This window comes from Pseudomonas sp. KH_017 (assembly GCF_057840285.1).
On sequence record NZ_CM174509.1, the window covers coordinates 1,083,804 to 1,108,393 of the forward strand.

At 61.0% G+C, this 24,590-nt stretch carries 19 protein-coding genes; 12 read left to right on the plus strand and 7 right to left on the minus strand.

Annotated features, from left to right (window positions below):
* Window positions 1-76 precede the first annotated feature (76 nt).
* Together AC3IT6_RS04895 and AC3IT6_RS04900 are read left to right on the plus strand one after the other, a co-directional pair.
* The gene (locus AC3IT6_RS04895) at window positions 77-1,225 is read left to right on the plus strand and encodes a pyridoxal phosphate-dependent aminotransferase (protein ID WP_489354469.1); all 1,149 of its coding nucleotides are present in this window, start codon (window positions 77-79) and stop codon (window positions 1,223-1,225) included.
* The gene (locus AC3IT6_RS04900; RefSeq protein WP_046040937.1) at window positions 1,213-2,004 is read left to right on the plus strand and encodes an amidohydrolase; all 792 of its coding nucleotides are present in this window, start codon (window positions 1,213-1,215) and stop codon (window positions 2,002-2,004) included. Before AC3IT6_RS04895 ends, AC3IT6_RS04900 begins: the two co-directional genes overlap by 13 nt.
* A 203-nt stretch (window positions 2,005-2,207) precedes the next feature.
* On the opposite strand, the gene leuA is transcribed toward AC3IT6_RS04900, so the two are convergent.
* The 3 genes from leuA to xseA form a co-directional block, all read right to left on the minus strand.
* Window positions 2,208-3,887: a 2-isopropylmalate synthase gene (gene leuA, locus AC3IT6_RS04905; RefSeq protein ID WP_489354470.1), complete on the minus strand. Its 1,680-nt coding sequence runs from the start codon at window positions 3,885-3,887 to the stop codon at window positions 2,208-2,210.
* A gap of 476 nt (window positions 3,888-4,363) precedes the next feature.
* A complete protein-coding gene (locus tag AC3IT6_RS04910) occupies window positions 4,364-5,185 on the minus strand; it encodes a peptidoglycan DD-metalloendopeptidase family protein (protein ID WP_489354471.1) in 822 nt (273 codons plus the stop codon).
* Window positions 5,186-5,188: 3 nt separating this feature from the next.
* Window positions 5,189-6,568, minus strand: coding sequence for an exodeoxyribonuclease VII large subunit (gene xseA, locus AC3IT6_RS04915; RefSeq protein ID WP_489354472.1), 1,380 nt, complete (start codon window positions 6,566-6,568; stop codon window positions 5,189-5,191).
* Window positions 6,569-6,767: 199 nt separating this feature from the next.
* Here xseA and AC3IT6_RS04920 point away from each other — a divergent pair, with 199 nt between their 5' ends.
* Entirely contained in the window at window positions 6,768-7,535 is a 768-nt protein-coding gene (locus AC3IT6_RS04920; protein WP_458370716.1) for a sulfite exporter TauE/SafE family protein, read from the plus strand.
* Between the two features lie 54 nt (window positions 7,536-7,589).
* On the opposite strand, the gene AC3IT6_RS04925 is transcribed toward AC3IT6_RS04920, so the two are convergent.
* Genes AC3IT6_RS04925 through AC3IT6_RS04935 form a run of 3 tightly spaced genes read right to left on the minus strand, consistent with a single transcriptional unit; the run spans window position 7,590 to window position 9,985 of the window.
* Window positions 7,590-7,997 (minus strand): DNA polymerase III subunit chi, encoded by a 408-nt coding sequence (locus tag AC3IT6_RS04925; protein ID WP_489354473.1) that lies wholly within the window; start codon window positions 7,995-7,997, stop codon window positions 7,590-7,592.
* Window positions 7,998-8,005: 8 nt separating this feature from the next.
* Complete coding sequence (locus tag AC3IT6_RS04930; protein WP_458370717.1) at window positions 8,006-8,434, minus strand: DNA polymerase III subunit chi; 429 nt, start codon at window positions 8,432-8,434, stop codon at window positions 8,006-8,008.
* Between the two features lie 60 nt (window positions 8,435-8,494).
* Complete coding sequence (locus tag AC3IT6_RS04935) at window positions 8,495-9,985, minus strand: leucyl aminopeptidase (protein ID WP_489356480.1); 1,491 nt, start codon at window positions 9,983-9,985, stop codon at window positions 8,495-8,497.
* Window positions 9,986-10,399: 414 nt separating this feature from the next.
* Here AC3IT6_RS04935 and lptF point away from each other — a divergent pair, with 414 nt between their 5' ends.
* From lptF to pdxJ, 8 genes are all read left to right on the plus strand, one after another.
* Window positions 10,400-11,518: an LPS export ABC transporter permease LptF gene (gene lptF, locus AC3IT6_RS04940; RefSeq protein ID WP_489354474.1), complete on the plus strand. Its 1,119-nt coding sequence runs from the start codon at window positions 10,400-10,402 to the stop codon at window positions 11,516-11,518.
* Window positions 11,511-12,572 (plus strand): LPS export ABC transporter permease LptG, encoded by a 1,062-nt coding sequence (lptG, locus tag AC3IT6_RS04945; RefSeq protein WP_150726773.1) that lies wholly within the window; start codon window positions 11,511-11,513, stop codon window positions 12,570-12,572. The genes lptF and lptG overlap by 8 nt, the downstream gene beginning before the upstream one ends.
* A 171-nt stretch (window positions 12,573-12,743) precedes the next feature.
* A complete protein-coding gene (gene lepA / locus AC3IT6_RS04950; protein WP_150754497.1) occupies window positions 12,744-14,543 on the plus strand; it encodes a translation elongation factor 4 in 1,800 nt (599 codons plus the stop codon).
* A 5-nt stretch (window positions 14,544-14,548) separates the two neighbouring features.
* Window positions 14,549-15,403, plus strand: coding sequence for a signal peptidase I (gene lepB / locus AC3IT6_RS04955; protein WP_489354475.1), 855 nt, complete (start codon window positions 14,549-14,551; stop codon window positions 15,401-15,403).
* A gap of 184 nt (window positions 15,404-15,587) precedes the next feature.
* Window positions 15,588-16,277 (plus strand): ribonuclease III, encoded by a 690-nt coding sequence (gene rnc / locus AC3IT6_RS04960; RefSeq protein ID WP_008053221.1) that lies wholly within the window; start codon window positions 15,588-15,590, stop codon window positions 16,275-16,277.
* Complete coding sequence (gene era / locus AC3IT6_RS04965; RefSeq protein WP_053162286.1) at window positions 16,270-17,172, plus strand: GTPase Era; 903 nt, start codon at window positions 16,270-16,272, stop codon at window positions 17,170-17,172. The genes rnc and era overlap by 8 nt, the downstream gene beginning before the upstream one ends.
* 172 nt (window positions 17,173-17,344) lie before the next feature.
* Window positions 17,345-18,028, plus strand: coding sequence for a DNA repair protein RecO (gene recO, locus AC3IT6_RS04970; protein ID WP_150726770.1), 684 nt, complete (start codon window positions 17,345-17,347; stop codon window positions 18,026-18,028).
* 49 nt (window positions 18,029-18,077) lie between these two features.
* Entirely contained in the window at window positions 18,078-18,821 is a 744-nt protein-coding gene (gene pdxJ / locus AC3IT6_RS04975) for a pyridoxine 5'-phosphate synthase (protein ID WP_007994841.1), read from the plus strand.
* 125 nt (window positions 18,822-18,946) lie between these two features.
* Here pdxJ and mltF read toward each other — a convergent pair whose 3' ends face one another.
* Complete coding sequence (gene mltF, locus AC3IT6_RS04980; protein WP_489354476.1) at window positions 18,947-20,407, minus strand: membrane-bound lytic murein transglycosylase MltF; 1,461 nt, start codon at window positions 20,405-20,407, stop codon at window positions 18,947-18,949.
* Between the two features lie 285 nt (window positions 20,408-20,692).
* On the opposite strand from mltF, the gene purL reads away from it, so the two are divergent.
* Window positions 20,693-24,589 (plus strand): phosphoribosylformylglycinamidine synthase, encoded by a 3,897-nt coding sequence (purL, locus tag AC3IT6_RS04985; protein ID WP_489354477.1) that lies wholly within the window; start codon window positions 20,693-20,695, stop codon window positions 24,587-24,589.
* The last annotated feature ends 1 nt before the right edge of the window (window position 24,590 follow it).

Consider the following 24,590-nt stretch of genomic DNA (forward strand, 5'->3'; position numbering starts at 1 on the left):
TTCATGCCTGCCGTTTGGGCTATCCTCGGACTCCCCCGCGCCGCCGTAGAGCCGGGTGTAGAGCAGGGAACCACCGATGATCACCAGCAAGCTGCCGAATGTCGGCATCACTATCTTCACTCAGATGTCTCAGCTCGCGGCTCAGACCGGCGCGCTCAATTTGTCCCAGGGCTTCCCCGATTTCGATGCCCCGCAGGCCCTGTGCGATGCGGTCGGTCGGCATATCGCCAGTGGCCATAACCAATATTCGCCAATGACCGGGCTGCCCGCCTTGCGTCAGCAGATTGCGGCAAAGATCACCCGTAGTTACGGCGTGCAGGTGGATGCCGATAGCGAAGTGACGGTCACCCCCGGCGCGACCCAGGCGATTTTCTGTGCCATTCAGGCGGTTATCCACAGCGGTGACGAAGTCATCGTGTTTGACCCGGCGTACGACAGTTACGAACCTTCGGTGGAGCTGGCCGGCGGTCGATGTGTGCATGTGCAACTGGGCCTCGACGATTTCAGCATCGATTTCCAGAAGCTCGCCGAGGCCTTGAGCCCGCGCACGCGGATGATCATTCTCAATACCCCGCACAACCCCAGTGGCGCATTGATCAGCCGTGCCGAACTCGACCAGTTGGCAGCCTTGATCCGCGATCGCGACATTTATGTGATCAGCGACGAAGTCTATGAACACCTAGTGTACGACGGTGTGCCCCATGTCAGCGTGCTGGCCCATGAAGAGCTGTATCAGCGTGCCTTCGTGGTCAGTTCGTTCGGCAAGACCTACCATGTCACCGGCTGGAAAACCGGCTATGTGATCGCGCCACCGGCCCTGACGGCGGAATTGCGCAAGGTGCACCAATACGTCAGTTTCTGCGGCGTGACCCCGCTGCAATACGCCTTGGCCGATTACATGGCCGAGCATCCCGAGCACGTCGAGGAGCTACCGGATTTCTATCAGGCCAAGCGTGATTTGTTCTGCGATCTGCTGGTGCCGTCGCGTTTCAGCTTCACCCGGGTGACCGGCACCTATTTCCAGTTGGTCGATTACTCGCAAATCCGTCCGGACCTCAATGACGTCGAGATGGCCCTGTGGATGACTCGCGAGCACGGCGTGGCCAGTATCCCGATCTCGGTGTTCTACCAGACGCCACCGGTCGGCCAGCGCTTGGTGCGGCTGTGCTTTGCCAAGCGTGAGGAGACCCTGCGTGAAGCAGCGGAAAAACTATGCGTGATCTGAGTGCATTGCCGAAGCTGACCGTTGCGCTGATCCAGACTTCCCTGGCCTGGCACGACCGCCAGGCCAACCTCGAACATTTCGAGCCGTTGCTGGAACAGGCTCGCGGCGCCGACCTGATCATTTTGCCGGAGATGTTCACCACCGGGTTCTCCATGGAATCCGAGACCCTCGCCGAAGCGGAAAACGGCCCCACCAGCAAATGGCTGCGGGTTCAGGCGGCAAAGCTTGATGCGGTGATCACCGGTAGCGTGATCGTCCAGGCCGCCGATGGCAGTCATCGCAATCGTCTGTTGTGGGCGCGCCCGGATGGCGAGGTGCTGCATTACGACAAGCGTCACCTGTTCCGCATGGCCGGTGAGCATAACCACTACACCCCCGGCGAGCGCCAGGTGCAGTTCGAGCTCAAGGGCTGGCGAGTGCGACCGCTGATTTGCTACGACCTGCGCTTCCCGGTGTGGAGCCGTGACGCCCAGGACACCGATCTGCTGCTGTACACCGCCAACTGGCCCGGTGCGCGGCGCCAGCACTGGAACCGTTTGTTGCCGGCGCGGGCGATCGAGAACCTGTGCTATGTGGCGGCGGTGAACCGTATTGGCACGGATGGCAAAGGTTTTGCGTATACCGGTGACAGTCAGGTGCTGGATTTCCAGGGTGAGACGCTGCTCAGTGCCGGAGAGGCTGACGGGGTGTTCAAGGTGGTGCTGGATGCGGCTGAGCTGGCGGCGTATCGGCAGCGGTTTCCGGCGAATCTGGATGCCGATACCTTTGAGTTCACCTAGTATTTTCGGCGCCTGACAGGGCCTCTTCGCGGGCAAGCCCGCTCCCACAGTTGACCGTTGCGAACACAAATTTTGTGTACGCCCACATACCCTGTGGGAGCGGGCTTGCCCGCGAAGGGGCCTGATCAGACAACACAAAACAAGCAGGCAAAAAAAGGCCCCGAGGTTCACACCCCGGGGCCTTTTGCTTTTCGGCTGACAGCTTACGCCGCTTTCGCTTCCGGTTGGCTCAGCGAGCGGTTCAGTGCGCTGAACAGGGCCTTGAAGCTGGCGGTGGTGATGTTTTCATCGATGCCGACGCCATGCACCGCACGCTCGCCGTTCACACGCAGTTCAATGTAGGCCGCAGCCTTGGCATTGGTGCCCGCGCCGATGGCGTGCTCGTTGTAGTCCATGATTTCCACCGGTACCGGCAGGCCGGCTACCAGCGCTTCCAGGGCGCCGTTGCCCTTGCCGCGCCAGTGCAGGTTGGTCTCGCCCTGGCCTTGGCTGGCCACTTCCACTTCAACGGCGCTGTGACCGTTTTCTTCCTGCAGGCGATGGCTGACCAGCGCGTACGGGGTGTTGGCCTGCAAGTATTCGCTGTGCAGCAATGCGTGGATCTGCTGGGCGGTCATTTCCAGGCCGAGGCGGTCGGTTTCACGCTGCACGACCTGGCTGAACTCGATCTGCATGCGACGCGGCAGGCTGATGCCGTATTCCTGTTCCAGGAGGTAGGCGATGCCGCCTTTGCCCGACTGGCTGTTGACGCGGATGACCGCCTCGTAGCTGCGGCCGATGTCGGCCGGGTCGATCGGCAGGTACGGTACTTCCCACAGAGCATCGAATTTCTGTTGGGCAAAGCCCTTGCGGATCGCATCCTGGTGCGAGCCGGAGAATGCGGTATGCACCAGGTCGCCGACGTACGGGTGACGCGGGTGCACCTGGATCTGGTTGCACTCTTCGACGACTTTGCGCACGCCGTCGATGTCGGAGAAGTCCAGCTCAGGGTTCACGCCCTGGGTGTAGAGGTTCAAGGCCACGGTCACGAGGTCGACGTTACCGGTACGCTCGCCGTTGCCGAACAGGCAGCCTTCGACACGGTCGGCGCCGGCCATCAGGCCCAGTTCGGTGGCGGCAACGCCGGTGCCACGGTCGTTGTGGGTGTGCAGGCTGATGATCACGCTGTCACGACGGTTGATGTGACGGCCGAACCATTCGATCTGGTCGGCATAGATGTTCGGCGTCGCGCATTCCACCGTGGCCGGCAGGTTGAGGATCATCTTGTGCTCAGGCGTCGGGTTCCAGACTTCGATCACCGCATCGCAGACTTCCTTGGCGAACTCCATTTCGGTGGCGCTGAAGGTTTCCGGCGAGTATTCGAAGGTCCACTCGGTGTCCGGCTGCATGGCCGCGTATTTGACGAACAGCTTGGCGGCGTTCACGGCGATGGCCTTGACCCCGTCCTTGTCCTGGTTGAAGACAATGCGGCGGAAGGAAGGGGAGGTCGCGTTGTACAGGTGAACGATGGCTTTCTTCGCGCCGCGCAGGGATTCGAAGGTGCGCTCGATCAGGTCTTCACGGCCCTGGGTCAGCACCTGGATGGTGGTGTCGTCCGGGATGTGGTTGCCTTCGATCAGGGTACGAACGAAGTCGAAGTCGGTTTGCGAGGCGGCCGGGAACGACGCTTCGATTTCCTTCACGCCGACCTGCACCAGGGTTTTCCAGAAGCGCAGTTTCTTGACGGCGTCCATCGGTTCGATCAGCGACTGGTTGCCGTCGCGCAGGTCGGAACTGCACCAGATCGGCGCGGCGGTGATGGTTTTCGATGGCCAGGTGCGGTCCGGAATGTCGATGGTCGGGAACGCGCGGTATTTCGAAGACGGGTCTTTGAGCATGCTCATCAGGAAATCCTTATTGTGTTGGCCGAAAAAAGGCGGCCTGCCGGTGGATCAAAAGTTCTTGGACTAACGCTTGGGACGAGGCGCCACGATTCAGCCCGGCAGTCGTGCACTGACGAGGCACAGGCTGCTGTGTTGGCGGAGCTGAATGAGGGTGTGAGAGGTTTTCATGCCTTCAACCCTAACCTTGGGGGGGAAAGATGGCAAGCAGTCGAAAAAAATTGAGAGGAATACTCGTGAACGGGTGTTTATCGATATTTTATTGCTGTGATTGGCAGTGATTGTTTTGTTGTTTGCGCTAGGTTTGAGTGGTGCGCAATTGGAGAGAGCGAGATTTCAGGGCGGCGAGGTTGGGGGCAACCCTGGATTCTCTGGTGATTGGAATGCCGTCTTCGCGGGCAAGCCCGCTCCCACAGGGATTGCGCTGTACCTGTGGGAGCGGGCTTGCCCGCGAAGAAGCCATCAGCCTCGGCGAAGATTCAGGGCTGAAACGCACCAATGAAGATAGCCGGATCGACCCGCGCATCGTTCAGGCTGATGTTCCAGTGCATGTGCGGTCCGGTCGCTCGGCCGGTCGCACCGACTTTACCGACCACGTCACCACGGGCCAGTGACTGCCCCACCTTCACGTCGATTTTCGACATGTGGCAGAACATGCTGATAAAGCCCTGGCCATGGTCGACGAACACCGTGTTGCCATTGAAGAAGTAGTTGCCGATCAGGATCACCTTGCCGGCGGCCGGGGTCTTGATTGGCGTACCGCCGGGCACGGCGAAGTCCAGGCCTGAGTGGGGGTTGCGCTCTTCACCGTTGAAAAAGCGCCGCACGCCGAACTTGCTCGACAGTGGCCCGTTCACCGGTTTGTCCAGCAGCAGGTTACTCGGGGTGTTGGGGCTGAACGTGCGGTAGGCAGTAATCTGCTCGGCCAGTTCACGCTCGATGCGCTTGAGATTTTCCGGGTCCGGATTGACCTGTTGGGTGTTTTTCAGGGTGATGCGCTGTTCCGGGTATTGCTTGTTGCCAACCGTAAAATTCAGATTACGACCACCGCTGCTGACCGATTGAGCCCCCGGCTTGACCGTGAGCGGCACGCCGACAATCGCCAGCCAGTTGTTCTGTTCCTTGACCACCAGCACCGGTTTGCCTTGATACGTGGCTTTTGGCGCCTGGGCGGACGTGCCCAGGTCCACCACCGCCACGCCGCCCGGCACCGGTTTGTTCAACTGGCGGGTGATGTAGCTGTCGGCGTGGGCGTTGACGGTCAGGAGCAGCAACAGCAACGGAGCAAAGAAACGCGGCATGGATCAATCCAGTAAAGAAAGGGTGACAGGCGTCAGGTGATTGTCTTCGACCCGCACGTGCAGTTCGCCTTCGCCCAGTTTGGCCTTCAGGCGCTGGCCGGTATGGGTTTGCGCGGCGTTGCGGATCGCGTTGCCGCGCTCGTCCAGCAAGATGCTGTAGCCGCGGCCGAGGGTCGCCAGCGGGCTGACCACATGCAGTGTCTGCATCTGGCTGTGTAATTGCAGGCGACGGTTCTTCAGCCCTTCGCGGATCGCGCGGGGCAGGCGTTCGGCCAGGCTGTCGAGGCGCTGGCGCAGCATTGCCAGTTGCCGGCCCGGATGTTGTGCGGCCAAACGGGTTTCCAGGCGGATCAAGCGTTCGCGGCGGGTGTTGAGGCTGCGCTCGAACGCGCGGCGCATGCGCATGTCCAGGTCATCCAGGCGTTGCGCTTGCTGGCGCAGGCGCTCACCGGGATGACGCAGGCGCCGGGAAATGCCTTCCAGGCGCAGGCGGTCGCGCATCAAACGGTCACGCATGCGCATCACCAGCCGTCGATGCAGGCTTCCGACCCGACGCACCAGGTCGCTGGAGTCCGGTGCCAGCAATTCGGCGGCAGCGGAAGGGGTGGGCGCGCGAACGTCGGCCACGAAGTCGCTGATCGACACGTCGGTTTCATGGCCGACCGCACTGACAATCGGCGTCACGCAAGCGTCTACGGCACGGGCCACGGCTTCTTCGTTGAAGCACCAGAGGTCTTCCAGCGAACCGCCGCCCCGGGCCAGGATCAGTGCGTCGAACCCGCGGGCATCCGCCAGTTTCAGGGCGCGGACAATCTGCGCCGTGGCTTCGCGGCCCTGTACGGCGGTAGGGATCAGGGTTAATTGCACCTGCGGTGCACGACGGCGGAACACGCTGATGATGTCGCGGATCACCGCCCCGGTGGGCGAACTGATGATGCCGATGCGTTGCGGATGCGCCGGCAGCGGCACCTTGCGTTCGGCACTGAACAGGCCTTCGGCGCTGAGCTTTTCCTTGAGCGCATCGAAGGCCAGGCGCAAGGCGCCGTCGCCGGCCGGCTCCACGGTGTCGAGGATCAGCTGATAATCACCGCGCCCCTCGAACAGCGAGACCTTGCCGCGCACCTTGACCGCCAAGCCGTCCTTCAAGGCCTGGCGAACCCGTGCCGCGTTCTGCCGGAACAGCGCGCAACGCACCTGGGCGCCGCTGTCCTTGAGGGTGAAATACACGTGGCCGGAAGCCGGGCGGGCGAGGTTGGAGATTTCGCCTTCGACCCAGATGTTGCTGAACACGTCTTCGAGCAACACCCGCGCGCGGCCGTTGAGCTGGCTGACGGTCAGGACTTCGCGGTCCAGGCCGAGTCTTGCAAAGGGATCTTTAATCATGGGGCGCAGTTTAATGGCTTTTGCCTGGCAATCTCCATGATCCAGCATAAATCCCTTGTGGAGCCACTTGATGTGGGAGCGGGCTTGCTCGCGAAGACGGTGTGTCAGTCCCATTGAGCGGGGGTGTTAGTCCGCTTTCGCGAGCAAGCCCGCTCCCACAGGGGTAAAGTCGTGGCGCAAATTCATGGAAGACAGGGAAATGGACGTGATTGAGTTATTGAACCAATGGCCTTTCGGCCCACTAGACTGGCTGATCATCGGTGCAGGCATCGCCCTGGCCTACATAGTGTTCGGCATCGCCGGTTTCGGTACAGCACTGGTCGCCGGACCGATTCTGATTCTGTTCATGCCGTTGTCGAAAATTGTCCCGCTGCTTGTGCTGCTGGATTTTGTCGCGGCATTCGGCAATCTGTTGCCTTCGCGGCGCGATGTGGCCAAACCGGAGCTGTTGCGGTTACTGCCCTGCATGGCTGTGGGGTGCACGCTGGGGGTGATTTTCCTGCTGAACCTCAAGTCCGACCTGTTGCTGTTGTTGATGGGGCTGTTTATCAGCGCCTATGCCATTTACAGCCTGTGGATAAAGGTCCGTCCGGCGCAGTTGTCCGCCGCGTGGGCGCTGCCGATGGGGACGGTGGGCGGGATGTTTGGCGCGTTGTTTGGCAGCGGCGGCTTTCTCTATGCGATTTATTTGAACAGCCGGTTGCCCAAGGAGGCGGCCCGGGCCACTCAGAGTGCGCTGATCAGTTGCAGCACGGTGGTGCGTTTGAGCCTGTTTGCAATCGCCGGTGTGTATGCCGATTTGCCGTTGCTGGTGCTGGCGGTTTGTCTGTTGCCGGCGATGGTGCTGGGGCTGTGGTTTGGTCGGCGGCTGACCATGAGGTTGTCCCGCGAGGCGTTCGTGCGGCTGGTGACGTGGCTGGTGCTGGCCAGCGGAATTGCGTTGATCGGGCGTTACTTGAGCATCTGAAGATTCAACCTGTGGTGGGGCTTTGTGTGGGAGCGAGCCCCCACCACAAGCTGTTCAGTCGTTGTACTGGCTCAACAACCGCTCAAGCCGCGCACTGAGGCGACGTTTGATTTCGGTCTCGATGTGCGGGGCGAAATCGTCGATCACGTCTTGCATGATCAACTGCGCGGCGGCGCGCAATTCGTTGTCCAGGTGCAGCAAGTCATCCGGGTTCTTGCTGACGGCAGGCGCCGGCGTCGCCGTGGTGACGGGTTCAACGGTGGGGGCAGGGGGTGCCGGTACGACGGCTGGCGAAGGCTCGCTCACGGCGTCGAACAACATGGGGATCTGTTCCTGGTCACCGTCCTCGACCGTGTCGGTCAGCAGGGGTGGTTGCAGGTTGTCATCGCCGAGCAATTGGCGGATCGACTCAAGGTCGTCCAGCAGGTGCGCGGACTGTTGCAGCGGTTTTGGAGTGTCCATTGAAAGGCTCAGAGTCGCTGTAAACGGTGATCTTGCAGAGGATAGCCCTGTTCGCGGTAGAAACGGAAACTCTCCCGCGCGGCCGCTCTGATCGTCGGATCCTCCACCACCACTTCCGCCACCCGGGCGAACCTGTTGGCGAAGGCCGGGACTTTCAGGTCGAGATTGACCAGCAAATCCTGGTGCTGACCGCAGTCATCGCCCAAGCCCAAAACAATCAAGCCGTCAGGTTCGCTGTCGGCAGGGCCGTGGGGCACGAAGCTTTCGCCCTTGAACGCCCACAACCGCGCATCGAGATCGTCACGCTGGGCCGCGTCGCTGCAATGCAGGTAGATGCGGTGGCCCATGCGCCAGGCTTTCTCGGTGAGCTTGCAGGCAAAGTCCAGGCGTGCCGAGGGATCGGCGCTGGGCAGGATATAGAAGTCGACTTTGGTCATTGCGGTTCCAGAGCGGCAAGCGGCGTCACCGGAAAGTGACGCCGCCGCCCATCAACGGTTTCAGGCTTTGGCGCGGTCCAGCAGGTATTGGGTCAGCAGGGGAACCGGACGGCCAGTGGCGCCCTTGTCCTTGCCGCCACTGGTCCAGGCCGTGCCGGCGATGTCCAGGTGCGCCCAGTTCAGGTTCTTGGTGAAGCGCGACAGGAAGCAGGCCGCGGTGATGGTGCCGGCTTTCGGGCCGCCAATGTTGGCGATGTCGGCGAACGGGCTGTCCAGCTGTTCCTGGTACTCATCGAATAGCGGCAGTTGCCAGGCGCGGTCGTCGGCAGCCTTGCCGGCGCTCAGCAGTTGGTCGATCAGTTCATCGTTGTTGCCCAGCAGGCCCGAAGTATGGGAACCCAGTGCAACCACGCAGGCGCCGGTCAGGGTCGCGATGTCGATGACCGCTTGCGGCTTGAAGCGCTCGGAGTAGGTCAGGGCGTCGCACAGCACCAGACGGCCTTCGGCGTCGGTGTTGAGGATTTCCACGGTCTGGCCGCTCATGGTGGTGACGATGTCGCCCGGGCGCGAAGCGTTGCCGCTCGGCATGTTCTCGGCGCAGGCCAGGATGCACACCAGGTTGATCGGCAGCTTCAGTTCGAGCACGGCACGCAGGGTACCGAACACGCTGGCGGCGCCGCCCATGTCGTACTTCATTTCATCCATACCGGCGCCCGGCTTGAGGCTGATGCCGCCGGTGTCGAAGGTGATGCCTTTGCCGACCAGTGCGTACGGCTTCTCGGATTTCTTGCCGCCGTTGTACTGCATGACGATCAGGCGCGGAGGCTGGGCGCTGCCCTGGCCGACCGCGTAGAACGAACCCATGCCCAGGGCCTTGATCTTCTTCTCGTCGAGGACTTCGACTTTCAGGTCCTTGAATTCCTTGCCCAGGTCTTTCGCCTGCTCACCGAGGAAGGTCGGGTGGCAGATGTTCGGCGGCAGGTTGCCCAGGTTGCGGGTGAAAGCCATGCCGTTGGCGATGGCGGTGGCGTGGGTCACGGCGCGCTGCACTTCAGCCTGGGCAGCCTTGATGGTCAGCAGGGTGATTTTCTTCAGGGTGCGGGGTTCGGCTTTCTGGCTCTTGAACTGGTCGAAGCTGTACTCGCCGTCCACCAGGGTTTCGGCCAGCAGGCGGGTCTTGCCATAGCTGTCGCGGCCTTTGACGACCACTTCATCCAGCGCGAGCACTGCATCGCTGCCGCCCAGGCCTTTGAGGGTATTGAGGATGCCGGCGATGATTTTGCGGAACGGGCGGTCACCCAGTTCGTCGTCCTTGCCCACGCCCACCAGCAGCACACGCTCGGCCTTGAGGTTCGGCAGGCTGTGCAGCAACAGGCTCTGGCCAACCTTGCCGGCGAGGTCGCCGCGCTTGAGCACTGCGCTGATCGCGCCGCCGCTCAGTTCGTCGAGTTGTCCGGCAACCGCGCCGAGCTTGCGGCCTTCGCCGACGGAGACCACGAGAGTGGCGGTCTTCAACGTTTCTGGGTTGACGCTTTTTACAACCAGTTCCATGTCCGGGTCCCTGAATTGATGGTTATCACGCATGCGCCCGACACCTTATGTGCGTCGATTGCTTATAAACAGAAAGGCGCCAGGATCGACCGGCGACAAAGGCCGCAGTTTGAACCTCGCTACCGGCGGCTGACAACCCTCGGTTGTACGATGTTCATGGTTTTGTGGGCCACTGTAGGAGCGAGCTTGCTCGCGAGAAACCCGAGGACGCCGCAGGGTGTCAGGCATCCAGCGTTATCGTTCACACCCATCGCGAGCGAGCTCGCTCCTACACTCCCCCAATGTATTGCGCAGTGACAGGCGCACCCAATCACAGGATAATGCGCCATCTTTTTTCGGCGGCTCTGCCTTGCGGGCTGTCCGATACGTTTGCTTGTTTGGCCGCCTTAGCCTGACAACCCTGGAGTGTCTGGTTTGATCGTCTTCCGTTATCTATCCCGCGAAGTCCTGTTGACCTTGAGCGCCGTCAGCGCCGTGCTGCTGGTCATCATCATGAGCGGCCGCTTCATCAAGTACCTCGCCCAGGCGGCCTCGGGCCTGCTGGATCCGGGCTCGCTGTTCCTGATCATGGGCTTTCGCCTGCCAGGGTTTCTCCAGCTGATCCTGCCGCTGGGGCTGTTTCTCGGGATCCTGTTGTCCTACGGGCGCCTGTACCTCGAAAGCGAAATGACCGTGCTCTCGGCCACCGGCATGAGCCAGCAGCGGCTGTTTTGCATGACGCTGTTCCCGGCCACCCTGGTTGCGCTCCTCGTGGCGTGGTTGAGCCTGAGCCTGGCGCCACAGGGGGCCAATCAGTTTCAGTTGCTGCTGAACAAACAGGATGCCCTGACCGAATTCGATACCCTGGAACCGGGACGCTTCCAGGCTTTGCGTGACGGCACCCGGGTTACCTACACCGAGCGCATGTCGGATGACCGCGTCAATCTGGGTGGTGTGTTCATCTCGCAGAAAAACATCAGTTCCAATAACAAGGATCGCGGGATTTCTGTGCTGGTGGCGGAAACGGGGCGTCAGGAAATTCGTCCGGACGGCAACCGCTACCTGATCCTTGATAACGGCTATCGCTATGACGGTAGTCCGGGGCAGGCCGACTACCGGGCGATCAAGTACGACGAGTACGGCGTATTGCTGCCAAAGCCGGACGTCAGCGACGAAGTCACCGACCGTGACGCGATGCCGACCAGAACGTTGATCGGCAGTGAAGACATTCGCATGCGCGCCGAGCTGCAATGGCGCCTGTCGCTGCCATTGCTGGTGTTCATCGTGACCTTGATGGCGGTGCCGTTGTCGCGGGTCAACCCGCGTCAGGGCCGATTCCTCAAATTACTGCCGGCGATTCTTCTTTATATGGCTTACCTGACCATTCTGATTGCCGCCCGCGGTGCCCTCGACAAGGGCAAGATCCCTGCGGTGTTTGGTTTGTGGTGGGTGCACGGGATTTTCCTGTCCATTGGCCTGGGCCTGCTCTATTGGGAACCCTTGCGCTTGAAGAGGGCGAGTCGCCGCAGCGCGCTGGAGGTGGCCCGTGGTTAAGCTGGATCGCTACATTGGTAGCAGCGTGTTCATGGCGATTCTGGCGGTGCTCGGGATCATTCTTGGTCTGGCGACTCTGTTTGCCTTCATCGACGAGATGGGTGAAGTCAGCGATACCTACACCCTGGTCGATGTGCTGAGTTATGTGTTGTTGACCGCTCCGCGCCGGATGTACGAAATGCTGCCGATGGCCGCGCTGATCGGTTGCCTGATCGGTCTGGGCAGTCTGGCCAGCAACAGTGAGCTGACGATCATGCGCGCCGCCGGTGTGTCGACCGGCCGGATCGTCTGGGCGGTCATGAAGCCGATGCTGGTATTGATGCTCGCCGGTGTGCTGGTCGGCGAGTACGTCGCTCCGCCTGCTGAAACCGCCGCGCAGGCCAATCGCTCGCTGGCCCAGGGCAGCGGCGATGCACAAAGCGCCAAGCACGGCTTGTGGCACCGCCAGGGCGATGAATTCATTCACGTCAACTCGGTGCAACCCAACGGCATCCTGTATGGCGTGACCCGCTATCGTATCGACAGCGAACGGCACATGCTGTCGGCGAGCTTCGCCAAGCGTGCCGAGTTCGACACCGATCACTGGCAGTTGACGGATGTCACGACCACGCTGTTCCACGAGCGCAGCACTGAAGTGGTGTCGACTCCGGTCGAGCGTTGGAACGTGGCCTTGAGTCCGCAATTGCTGAGCACTGTGGTCATGGTGCCAGAGTCGCTGTCGATAAGCGGGTTGTGGGGTTATATCCACTATCTGGCGGACCAGGGGTTGAACAACAGCCGCTATTGGCTGGCATTTTGGGTCAAGGTTTTGCAGCCGCTGGTGACTGCCGCTCTGGTGTTGATGGCGATTTCCTTCATCTTTGGTCCGCTGCGTTCGGTGACCCTGGGGCAACGGGTGTTCACCGGCGTGCTGGTGGGCTTTACCTTCCGCATCGTTCAGGATCTGCTGGGGCCTTCGAGCCAGGTGTTCGGCTTCCCGCCGTTGCTTTCGGTGCTGGTGCCGGCAGGTGTTTGTACCGTGGCGGGGCTCTGGTTGTTGCGGCGAGCAGGCTGATGGCGGGCATTTTCCGACCGCATTGACGATAAAAAACGCCCTTGTCGCAAGACCGGGGCGTTTTTGTAGGCGCCGTCTGACCTGCGAACGTGACGCTTGCGCCGCGGATCAGGTACAATTCCCGGCTATTTTTCGGCGGGCTATGCCTGCAGCCTTTTTGAGTGTTGATCCGTGAGTGATTTGAGTCATATCCGCAATTTCTCCATCATCGCCCACATTGACCATGGCAAGTCGACGCTGGCCGATCGCTTCATCCAGATGTGTGGCGGCCTCGCCGAGCGCGAAATGGAAGCCCAGGTCCTGGACTCCATGGACCTTGAGCGTGAACGCGGGATCACCATCAAGGCGCACAGCGTCACCCTGTATTACAAAGCTCGCGATGGTATCAACTACCAGCTCAACTTCATTGACACCCCCGGCCACGTTGACTTCACCTATGAGGTGAGCCGTTCGCTGGCCGCCTGTGAAGGCGCGCTGCTGGTGGTCGATGCCGGTCAAGGTGTTGAAGCTCAGTCGGTTGCCAACTGCTACACGGCGATCGAGCAGGGCCTGGAAGTGATGCCGGTGCTGAACAAGATCGACCTGCCACAGGCCGATCCGGACCGTGTTAAAGAAGAAATCGAAAAAATCATCGGCATCGATGCCACCGATGCGGTCGAGTGCTCGGCCAAGACCGGCCTGGGCGTCGACGAAGTGCTCGAGCGCCTGGTCGCCACCATTCCTGCACCGACCGGCAACTACGAAGATCCGCTGCAAGCGTTGATCATCGACTCCTGGTTCGACAACTACCTGGGCGTTGTTTCCCTGGTACGCGTGCGCCACGGTCGTGTGAAGAAGGGCGACAAGATCCTGGTCAAGTCCACCGGCAAGATCCACCTGGTAGACAGCGTCGGTGTATTCAACCCGAAGCACACCCCTACCGCCGACCTCAAGGCCGGTGAAGTGGGCTTCATCATCGCCAGCATCAAGGACATTCACGGTGCGCCAGTGGGCGATACCCTGACCTTGAGCACGACGCCGGACGTTGACGTGCTGCCGGGGTTCAAGCGCATCCAGCCGCAGGTCTACGCCGGTCTGTTCCCGGTCAGCTCCGACGACTTCGAAGATTTTCGCGAGGCGCTGCAAAAGCTCACCCTGAACGATTCGTCGCTGCAATACACGCCGGAAAGCTCCGACGCACTGGGCTTCGGCTTCCGTTGCGGCTTCCTCGGCATGCTGCACATGGAAATCATCCAGGAGCGCCTGGAGCGCGAGTACAACCTGGACCTGATCACCACGGCGCCGACGGTAATCTTCGAGCTGTTGCTCAAGACCGGCGAGACGATCTACGTCGATAACCCGTCGAAGCTGCCGGATCTGTCTTCCATCGAAGACATGCGCGAGCCGATCGTGCGCGCCAATATTCTTGTGCCGCAAGAGCACCTGGGCAACGTCATTACCCTGTGCATCGAAAAACGTGGTGTACAGGTCGACATGCTGTTCCTCGGCTCCCAGGTACAAGTGACCTACGACCTGCCGATGAACGAAGTGGTCCTGGACTTCTTCGACCGCCTGAAATCCACCAGCCGCGGCTATGCTTCGCTGGACTACCATTTCGATCGTTATCAATCGGCCAGCCTGGTGAAACTGGACGTGCTGATCAACGGTGACAAGGTCGATGCCCTGGCGCTGATCGTGCACCGTGACAACTCGCACTACAAAGGTCGCCAGTTGACCGAGAAGATGAAAGAACTGATTCCACGGCAGATGTTCGATGTGGCAATCCAGGCCGCCATTGGCGGGCAGATTGTGGCGCGGACAACCGTCAAGGCGCTCAGAAAGAACGTATTGGCCAAATGCTACGGTGGTGACGTCAGCCGTAAGAAGAAACTGCTGGAAAAGCAAAAGGCCGGTAAGAAACGCATGAAGCAGGTCGGCAACGTGGAAATTCCACAGGAAGCCTTCCTTGCAGTGCTCAGGTTGGATAGTTAGGTCCTATGTCACTAAATTTCCCGCTGTTGCTGGTCATCGCCGTGTTCGTCTGCGGCCTGTTGGCGTTGCTCGATCTGTTGGTCCTGGCCCCGCGTCGGCGTGCCGCCATCGCCTCCTATCAGGGCAGCGTCAGCCAGCCTGACATGGTCGTGGTCGAGAAGCTGAACAAAGAGCCGCTGCTGGTTGAATACGGCAAGTCGTTCTTCCCGGTGTTGTTCATCGTGCTGGTGCTGCGTTCGTTCCTGGTGGAACCGTTCCAGATTCCTTCCGGTTCGATGAAACCAACCCTGGATGTCGGCGACTTCATCCTGGTGAGCAAGTTTTCCTACGGGATCCGCTTGCCGGTGATCGACAAGAAAGTCATCGAAGTCGGTGATCCGCAGCGCGGCGATGTGATGGTGTTCCGCTACCCGAGCGACCCGAACGTCAACTACATCAAGCGTGTAGTTGGTTTGCCGGGCGACACGGTTCGCTACACCGCCGACAAGCGCCTGTTCGTCAACGGTCAATCGATTGCCGAGCAACTGGTCGGCGCCGAGCCGGGCACGCTGGGCAGCGCTGAGCTCTACAAGGAAAAACTCGGCGCGGCCGAGCACATGATCCGCAAGGAAATGAGCCGCTACCGCGCAATGCCGGACCATTCGTGGACCGTGCCGACCGGGCACTACTTCATGATGGGCGACAACCGCGACAACTCGAACGACAGTCGCTACTGGGATGATCCGAGCATTCCCAAGGATCTGCTGGGCATGGTTCCCGACAAGAATATCGTCGGCAAGGCCTTCGCGGTCTGGATGAGCTGGCCGGAACCCAAACTCAGTCACCTGCCGAATTTCTCGCGGGTTGGCCTGATCAAGTAATCAGACACGGCGCTGTTGAACACAGCGCCGAATGCATTTCTGGAACCGGCACAATGGGCGCCAGATGCATGAAAACAATGATATTCAGGACGTAATTTTTGAACACAGCGTTAATTGTCCCAAGCCTGCGCCGCCTCGCGGCGATGGCGGTGGAATCCAGCCACGAACTCAGCGTGGGTAAACCGTGAGCGTCTCCTTAAGCCGTCTAGAGCGTCAGCTCGGCTACACCTTCAAGGATCAGGAACTGATGGTCCTGGCCCTGACTCACCGCAGCTTTGCCGGGCGTAACAACGAACGCCTGGAATTCCTCGGTGATGCCATTCTCAACTTCGTCGCCGGCGAGGCGCTGTTCGAGCGCTTCCCGCTGGCCCGCGAAGGCCAGTTGTCGCGTTTGCGCGCGCGTCTGGTGAAAGGTGAGACCCTGGCCGTACTGGCCCGTGGTTTCGATCTGGGTGAATACCTGCGCCTGGGCTCGGGCGAGCTGAAAAGCGGCGGTTTCCGTCGCGAGTCGATTCTGGCCGATGCCCTCGAAGCGCTGATCGGCGCGATCTACCTCGATGCCGGCATGGAAATGGCTCGCGAGCGTGTGCTCGCCTGGCTCGCTGGTGAGTTCGAAGGCCTGACGCTGGTCGACACCAACAAAGATCCAAAGACCCGCCTGCAAGAGTTCCTGCAGTCCCGTGGTTGTGAGCTGCCGCGTTACGAAGTGGTGGATATCCAGGGTGAGCCGCATTGCCGGACGTTCTTCGTCGAATGCGAAATCATCTTACTGAATGAAAAAAGCCGAGGTCAGGGTGTGAGTCGTCGTATTGCCGAACAGGTAGCGGCCGCCGCAGCACTGATTGCCCTGGGTGTGGAGAATGGCAATGACTGATACAAACGCAACTCGCTGTGGCTATGTTGCCATCGTCGGCCGTCCGAACGTGGGCAAGTCCACGCTGCTGAACCACATCCTGGGTCAGAAGCTGGCGATCACCTCGCGCAAACCGCAAACCACCCGTCACAACATGCTCGGTATCAAGACCGAGGGCGATGTGCAGGCGATCTACGTCGACACCCCCGGTATGCACAAGGGTGGCGAGAAGGCCCTGAACCGCTACATGAACAAGACCGCTTCGGCGGCGTTGAAAGACGTCGACGTGGTGATCTTCGTGGTCGACCGCACCAAGTGGACCGAAGAAGACCAGATGGTTCTCGAGCGCGTCCAGTACGTGACCGGCCCACTGATCGTGGCGTTGAACAAGACCGATCGCATCGAAGACAAAGCCGAGCTGATGCCGCACCTGAGCTGGTTGCAGGAGCAGTTGCCGAATGCACAGATCATCCCTATTTCCGCACAGCACGGGCACAACCTCGATGCACTGGAGCGCGTGATCGCCGATCACCTGCCGGAAAACGATCACTTCTTCCCGGAAGACCAGATCACCGACCGCAGTAGTCGTTTCCTCGCCGCCGAACTGGTGCGCGAGAAAATCATGCGCCAGATGGGCGCCGAGCTGCCGTACCAGATCACCGTTGAAATCGAAGAGTTCAAGCAGCAGGGCAAGACCCTGCATATCCATGCCTTGATCCTCGTCGAGCGCGATGGCCAGAAGAAAATCATCATTGGCGACAAGGGCGAGCGCATCAAGCGTATCGGCACCGAAGCGCGCAAGGACATGGAGCTGCTGTTCGACTCCAAGATCATGCTCAACCTGTGGGTCAAGGTTAAGGGCGGCTGGTCCGATGACGAGCGTGCGTTGCGTTCGTTGGGTTATGGCGACCTGTAAACCCGGTTGGCGTTGCACCGTAGAACCCTGTGGGAGCGGGCTTGCTCGCGAAGAGGATGTAACATTCAGCAGTGATGTTGACTGTTACGCCGCTTTCGCGAGCAAGCCCGCTCCCACATTGGTTTTGGGTTGTATGTAAAACGGCATTCCTTCATTGAGCACTGCGATTTTTATGTCCCAACCCATCGCCCAACCCGCCTACGTCCTGCACTCCCGCGCCTACCGTGAAAACAGCGCGCTGGTGGACTTCCTCACGCCGCAAGGCCGGCTGCGGGCGGTGTTGCGCAGTGCGCGGGGCAAGGCCGGGACGCTGGCGCGGCCATTCGTGCCATTGGAAGTCGAATTCCGGGGCAAGGGCGAGCTGAAGAACGTCGGGCGCATGGAAAGTGCCGGGGTTTCCACCTGGCTCAGCGGCGAGGCGCTGTTCAGCGGTCTTTACCTCAATGAACTGTTGATTCGCCTGTTGCCCGCTGAAGATCCGCTTCCCTCGGTGTTCGATCACTACGCCGCGACTTTGCTGGCGCTGGCCGAAGGTCGGCCGCTGGAGCCGTTGCTGCGCTCCTTCGAGTGGCGCTTGCTCGATGACCTCGGCTACGGTTTTTCCCTGACTGCTGATATTCATGATCAACCCATCGCACCGGACGGTCTCTACCGTTTGCAAGTGGATGCGGGGCTTGAACGTGTCTATCTGCTGCAACCGGGCCTGTTCAACGGCACCGAACTGCTGGCGATGGCTGAAGCCGACTGGTCCGCCCCCGGCGCCCTGTCTGCCGCCAAGCGCTTGATGCGCCAGGCGTTGGCCGTTCACTTGGGCGGCCGTCCACTTGTCAGTCGCGAACTGTTTCGCAAGCCCTGATCACACCGTATGCTGTGCACCGAACTTTCTCTTCTTCTGGAGCGCTTCCGTGACCACCAGCACCCGCATTCTTCTTGGCGTGAACATCGACCACGTTGCCACCCTGCGTCAGGCCCGGGGCACCCGTTACCCGGACCCGGTCAAGGCAGCACTGGACGCGGAAGAGGCGGGCGCCGACGGCATCACCGTGCACCTGCGCGAAGACCGTCGGCACATTCAGGAGCGCGACGTTCTGCTGCTCAAGGACGTGCTGCAAACGCGCATGAACTTCGAAATGGGCGTCACCGAAGAAATGATGCAGTTCGCCGAACGCATCCGCCCAGCGCACATTTGCCTGGTACCGGAAACCCGTCAGGAGCTGACCACCGAAGGTGGCCTGGACGTGGCGGGGCAGGAAGCGCGGATCAAGGCAGCGGTCGAGCGCCTGTCGAAGATCGGCTCCGAAGTGTCGCTGTTCATTGACGCCGATGAGCGCCAGATCGAAGCCTCCCGCCGTGTCGGCGCGCCGGCCATCGAACTGCACACCGGGCGTTATGCAGATGCCGAGACGCCGACCGAAGTCGCCGAAGAACTCAAGCGTGTGGCCGATGGCGTGGCCTTCGGCCTGGCCCAGGGGCTGATCGTCAATGCCGGCCATGGCCTGCACTATCACAACGTTGAAGCGGTGGCGGCGATCAAGGGCATCAACGAGCTGAACATCGGCCATGCGCTGGTGGCCCATGCGCTGTTCGTTGGCTTCAAGTCGGCTGTTTCGGAGATGAAGGCGCTGATTCTGGCGGCTGCCAAGGCCTAAAAGCCAACACAAAACCCTGTGGGAGCGGGCTTGCTCGCGAAGGCGATTTATCATTCAACATCTCTGTTGGCTGACACTCCGCTTTCGCGAGCAAGCCCGCTCCCACAATTGTTTTAGGTTGGCTGTCAGAGCGGCGCTGGCTCTTGAGACGGCTTGCTCTTGTCGATCCCCGGAACAAGCAGTTTGCCCTCGGCGACCTGATCGCCCTCAAGCTGCGGCTGCGTGACCCAGGTCAGGATGTCGTAGTAGCGACGGATGTTCGCCACGAAATGCACCGGTTCGCCGCCACGGGCGTAGCCGTAACGGGTTTTGCTGTACCACTTCTTTTCTGAAAGGCGCGGCAGGATCTTCTTCACATCCAGCCATTTGTCCGGGTTCAAGCCTTCCTTGGCCGCCAGTTTGCGTGCGTCATCCAGGTGGCCGCTGCCGACGTTGTAGGCTGCCAGGGCAAACCAGGTACGGTCCGGTTCCTGAATCGAATCGTCGAGCTGGTCTTTCATGTAGGCCAGGTACTTGGCGCCGCCCATGATGCTCTGCCTGGGGTCCAGGCGGTTGGACACACCCATGGCCTGCGCGGTGTTCTGAGTCAGCATCATCAGGCCGCGCACGCCGGTCTTGGAGGTGACCGCCGGTTGCCACAACGACTCCTGGTACCCGATGGCCGCGAGCAGGCGCCAGTCGACTTTCTCTTTCTTGGCGTATGACTTGAAGTGCTGTTCGTACTTGGGCAGGCGTTGCTGCAAGTGTTGGGCAAACGTGGTGGCGCCCATGTAGCCGAGGACGTCGACATGCCCGTAGTAGCGGTCCTTGAGGCGTTGCAGGGTGCCGTTCTTCTTGACCTTGTCGAGATAGTCGTTGATTTCGTTGAGCAGGCTGTTGTCGTCGCCCGGGGCGACAGCCCAGCTCTGATTGCTGGCGTCACCGAGGTCGAAGGCGACCCGGATGTTGGTGAAGTACACCTGGTTCATCGCCACTTCGTTGGAGTCGACCAGTGTCAGGTCGATCTGACCTTCGTCGACCATGCGCAGGAGATCGACGACCTCGACTGCGTCAGACTCTTCGTATTCGATGCCGGGAAATTTCTGTTTCAGCTGCGCGAGTTGTTCGGCGTGGGTGCTGCCCTTGAGCACCATGATCTTCTTGCCCACCAGATCTTTCGCATCGGTCGGCCGGGACTGGCCGTTGCGGTAGATGATCTGCGGGGTGACTTCGAGATAGGAGTGGGAGAAGCGCACCTGCTTCTTGCGCTCTTCGCTGCTGACCAGGCCGGCCGCCGCCAGCACCGGGCCATTGGGCTTGCCGACCTGGTTGAACAGGTCATCGAGGTTGTCGGCGGTCTCGATCTTGAGCTCGACCCCCAGATCGTCGGCGAAGCGCTTCACCAGCTCGTATTCGAAGCCGGTTTCACCGTTGCGATCCTGAAAGTAGGTGGCGGGGCTGTTTCGGGTAACCACCCGCAGCACACCATCCTCCTTTACGCGCTCGAGCGTGTTGGGTTTATCAACACAGCCACCGAGCATCAGGAAGAGTCCGGTTGCGATGAGCCATTTGGCGTACCGCGGACGCAAAGCCGTTGGGAAAAACATTTGCGCAGTATACGCAAAGGACCACGGGCGCCATATCTCGACAGTGAGGGGCTAGTCTGCTAGAGATCACAAAACCGGCTGGAACCCCGCAGGAATGGGCTTTGTCTGCATTTTGTTACAGTAAAAATAAGCTGTCCTCACACGCCCGGTTAACCTGACTTTCGAGGCAGAAACACAGATCGACACCCGAGTGCAACCGTGCGTAGCGTTTCGGGTGCTGTCGCGGGCTGTTTAGGCTAGAATGCACGGCCTCAAAGCACACCCCTTCCCGAGGCTGTCCCGAAGATGTTGATCCTGCGCGGCGCTCCTGCCCTTTCTGCCTTTCGCCACAGCAAACTCCTTGAGCAACTGAGCCAGAAGGTTCCGGCTGTCAGTGGCCTGTATGCTGAATTCGCTCACTTCGCCGAAGTTACCGGCGTCCTGACCGGCGACGAACAGCAGGTGCTTGCGCGCCTTCTGAAGTACGGTCCAAGCGTTCCGGTACAGGAACCGACCGGTCGTCTGTTTCTGGTGCTGCCGCGTTTTGGCACCATCTCGCCATGGTCGAGCAAGGCCAGCGACATCGCCCGCAACTGTGGCCTGGCGAAAATCCAGCGCCTGGAGCGTGGCATCGCGTTCTACGTGGCCGGCCAGTTCAGCGACGCTGAAGCCCAGTTGATCGCCGACGGTCTGCACGACCGCATGACCCAGATCGTCCTGGGCAACCTCGAACAGGCCGCCGGCCTGTTCAGCCACGCCGAACCGAAGCCCTTGACCGCCATCGACGTGTTGGGTGGCGGCCGCGCCGCGCTGGAAAAAGCCAACACCGAGCTGGGCCTGGCCCTGGCCGAAGACGAGATCGACTATCTGGTCAACGCCTTCGTGGGCCTTTCGCGCAACCCGCACGACATCGAACTGATGATGTTCGCCCAGGCGAACTCCGAGCACTGCCGTCACAAGATCTTCAACGCCAGTTGGGATATCGACGGCCAGAGCCAGGAAAAAAGCCTGTTCGGCATGATCAAGAACACCTACGTGATGCACAGCGAAGGCGTTCTGTCGGCTTATAAGGACAACGCTTCGGTGATCGTCGGCTCCGTGGCCGGTCGTTTCTTCCCGGACCCTGAAACCCGCCAGTACGGCGCGGTGCAGGAGCCGGTGCACATCCTGATGAAGGTTGAAACCCACAACCACCCGACCGCGATTGCCCCGTTCCCGGGCGCATCCACCGGTTCCGGTGGCGAAATCCGCGACGAAGGCGCCACCGGTCGCGGTGCCAAGCCAAAGGCTGGCCTGACCGGTTTCACCGTGTCGAACCTGCAGATCCCGGGCTTCGAACAGCCGTGGGAAGTGCCGTACGGCAAGCCTGAGCGCATCGTTACTGCGCTGGACATCATGATCGAAGGCCCGCTCGGAGGCGCTGCGTTCAACAACGAATTCGGTCGTCCGGCCCTGACCGGCTACTTCCGTACCTTCGAACAATCGATCACCACCCCGCACGGTGACGAAGTTCGCGGTTACCACAAGCCGATCATGCTGGCCGGCGGTATGGGCAACATCCGTGAAGAACACGTCAAGAAAGGCGAGATCCTGGTCGGCTCCAAGCTGATCGTGCTCGGCGGCCCGGCGATGCTGATCGGCCTGGGTGGCGGCGCGGCTTCCTCCATGGCCACCGGCACCAGCTCGGCGGACCTGGACTTCGCTTCGGTACAGCGCGAAAACCCGGAAATGGAACGTCGCTGCCAGGAAGTCATCGACCGTTGCTGGCAACTGGGCGACAAGAACCCGATCAGCTTCATCCACGACGTGGGTGCTGGCGGTCTGTCCAACGCCTTCCCGGAACTGGTCAACGACGGCGACCGTGGTGGCCGTTTCGAACTGCGCAACATTCCAAACGACGAGCCGGGCATGGCCCCGCACGAAATCTGGTCCAACGAATCCCAGGAGCGTTACGTCCTGGCGGTCGGCCCGGCTGACTTCGAGCGCTTCAAGGCGATCTGCGAACGCGAGCGTTGCCCGTTTGCCGTAGTCGGCGAAGCCACTGCCGAACCGCAGCTGACCGTCACCGACAGCCACTTCGGCAACAGCCCGGTGGACATGCCGCTGGAAGTGTTGCTGGGCAAAGCCCCACGCATGCACCGTTCGGTGGTTCGTGAAAACGAACTGGGCGACGATTTCGATCCGTCGACCCTCGACATCGCCAACTGCGTCGAGCGCGTCCTGCATCACCCGGCCGTGGCCAGCAAGAGCTTCCTGATCACCATCGGCGACCGCACCATCACCGGCCTCGTGGCCCGTGACCAGATGGTCGGCCCGTGGCAGGTTCCGGTGGCCGACGTTGCCGTCACCGCCACCAGCTTCGACGTCTACACCGGTGAAGCCATGGCCATGGGCGAGCGCACTCCGCTGGCACTGCTGGACGCTCCGGCGTCGGGTCGCATGGCCATCGGCGAAACCCTGACCAACATCGCGGCTTCGCGCATCGGCAAGATCTCCGACATCAAGTTGTCGGCGAACTGGATGTCCGCTGCCGGTCACCCGGGTGAAGATGCACGCCTGTACGACACCGTGAAAGCGGTCGGCATGGAACTGTGCCCTGAGCTGGGCATCACCATTCCGGTGGGCAAGGACTCGATGTCCATGGCCACGCGCTGGAACGATGAAGGCGTGGACAAGTCCGTGACTTCGCCGATGTCCCTGATTGTGACCGGTTTCGCGCCAGTGACTGACATCCGTCAGACCCTGACCCCGCAACTGCGCATGGACAAGGGCACCACCGACCTGATCCTGATCGACCTGGGCCGTGGCCAGAACCGCATGGGCGCCTCGATCCTCGCGCAGGTTCACGGCAAGCTCGGCAAGCAGGCTCCGGACGTCGATGACGCCGAAGACCTCAAAGCCTTCTTCGCGGTGATCCAGGGCCTCAACGCCGACGGCCACCTGCTGGCTTACCACGACCGTTCCGACGGTGGTCTGCTGACCAGCGTTGTCGAGATGGCGTTCGCCGGTCACTGCGGCCTGAGCCTGAACCTTGACGGTCTGGCGGAAACCTCGGCCGACATCGCCGCCATCCTGTTCAACGAAGAACTGGGTGCCGTGATCCAGGTTCGCCAGGACGCCACCCCGGACATCCTTGCGCAGTTCAGCGCTGCCGGCCTGGGTGATTGCGTGTCGGTGATCGGTCAGCCAATCAACAATGGCGAGATCGGCATCACCTTCAATGGTGACACCGTGTTCGAAGGCCAGCGTCGTCTGCTGCAACGCCAGTGGGCCGAGACCAGCTACCAGATCCAGCGTCTGCGTGACAACGCCGACTGCGCCGAGCAAGAGTTCGACGTGCTGCTGGAAGAAGACAACCCGGGCCTGAGCGTCAAGCTGAGCTACGACGTCAACCAGGACATCGCCGCGCCTTACATCAAGAAAGGCATTCGCCCACAGGTTGCCGTACTGCGTGAGCAGGGCGTCAACGGTCAGGTGGAAATGGCGGCGGCGTTCGACCGCGCCGGTTTCAACGCGATCGACGTGCACATGAGCGACATTCTGGCCGGCCGTGTCGACCTGAACGAGTTCAAGGGCATGGTCGCTTGCGGCGGCTTCTCTTACGGCGACGTACTGGGTGCCGGTGAAGGCTGGGCGAAATCCGCGCTGTTCAACAGCCGTGCCCGCGATGCGTTCCAGGGCTTCTTCGAACGCAACGACAGCTTCACCCTCGGCGTGTGCAACGGTTGCCAGATGATGTCCAACCTGCACGAGCTGATCCCGGGCAGCGAGTTCTGGCCGCACTTCGTGCGTAACCGTTCCGAGCAGTTCGAAGCCCGTGTTGCCATGGTACAGATCCAGGAGTCGAACTCGATCTTCCTGCAAGGCATGGCCGGTTCGCGCATGCCGATCGCCATCGCCCACGGCGAAGGCCATGCCGAGTTCGCCAGCGAAGAAGCACTGCTGGAAGCCGATCTGTCCGGTTGCGTGGCGATGCGTTTCGTCGACAACCACGGCAAGGTCACCGAAAGCTACCCGGCCAACCCGAACGGCTCGCCGCGCGGGATCACCGGTTTGACCAGCCGCGACGGTCGCGTGACCATCATGATGCCGCACCCGGAGCGTGTGTTCCGCGCCGTGCAGAACTCGTGGCGTTCGGACGACTGGAACGAAGATGCACCGCTGATGCGCATGTTCCGTAACGCGCGCGTCTGGGTGAACTAAG

Excerpts from the sequence above, each read along its gene's own strand:
- AC3IT6_RS04895 (WP_489354469.1), top strand. The coding sequence starts at position 77 with ATGATCACCAGCAAGCTGCCGAATGTCGGCATCACTATCTTCACTCAG.
- AC3IT6_RS04900 (WP_046040937.1), top strand. The coding sequence starts at position 1,213 with ATGCGTGATCTGAGTGCATTGCCGAAGCTGACCGTTGCGCTGATCCAG.
- leuA (WP_489354470.1), bottom strand. The coding sequence starts at position 3,887 with ATGAGCATGCTCAAAGACCCGTCTTCGAAATACCGCGCGTTCCCGACC.
- AC3IT6_RS04910 (WP_489354471.1), bottom strand. The coding sequence starts at position 5,185 with ATGCCGCGTTTCTTTGCTCCGTTGCTGTTGCTGCTCCTGACCGTCAAC.
- xseA (WP_489354472.1), bottom strand. The coding sequence starts at position 6,568 with ATGATTAAAGATCCCTTTGCAAGACTCGGCCTGGACCGCGAAGTCCTG.
- AC3IT6_RS04920 (WP_458370716.1), top strand. The coding sequence starts at position 6,768 with ATGGACGTGATTGAGTTATTGAACCAATGGCCTTTCGGCCCACTAGAC.
- AC3IT6_RS04925 (WP_489354473.1), bottom strand. The coding sequence starts at position 7,997 with ATGGACACTCCAAAACCGCTGCAACAGTCCGCGCACCTGCTGGACGAC.
- AC3IT6_RS04930 (WP_458370717.1), bottom strand. The coding sequence starts at position 8,434 with ATGACCAAAGTCGACTTCTATATCCTGCCCAGCGCCGATCCCTCGGCA.
- AC3IT6_RS04935 (WP_489356480.1), bottom strand. The coding sequence starts at position 9,985 with ATGGAACTGGTTGTAAAAAGCGTCAACCCAGAAACGTTGAAGACCGCC.
- lepB (WP_489354475.1), top strand. The coding sequence starts at position 14,549 with ATGTCACTAAATTTCCCGCTGTTGCTGGTCATCGCCGTGTTCGTCTGC.
- era (WP_053162286.1), top strand. The coding sequence starts at position 16,270 with ATGACTGATACAAACGCAACTCGCTGTGGCTATGTTGCCATCGTCGGC.
- recO (WP_150726770.1), top strand. The coding sequence starts at position 17,345 with ATGTCCCAACCCATCGCCCAACCCGCCTACGTCCTGCACTCCCGCGCC.
- mltF (WP_489354476.1), bottom strand. The coding sequence starts at position 20,407 with ATGTTTTTCCCAACGGCTTTGCGTCCGCGGTACGCCAAATGGCTCATC.
- purL (WP_489354477.1), top strand. The coding sequence starts at position 20,693 with ATGTTGATCCTGCGCGGCGCTCCTGCCCTTTCTGCCTTTCGCCACAGC.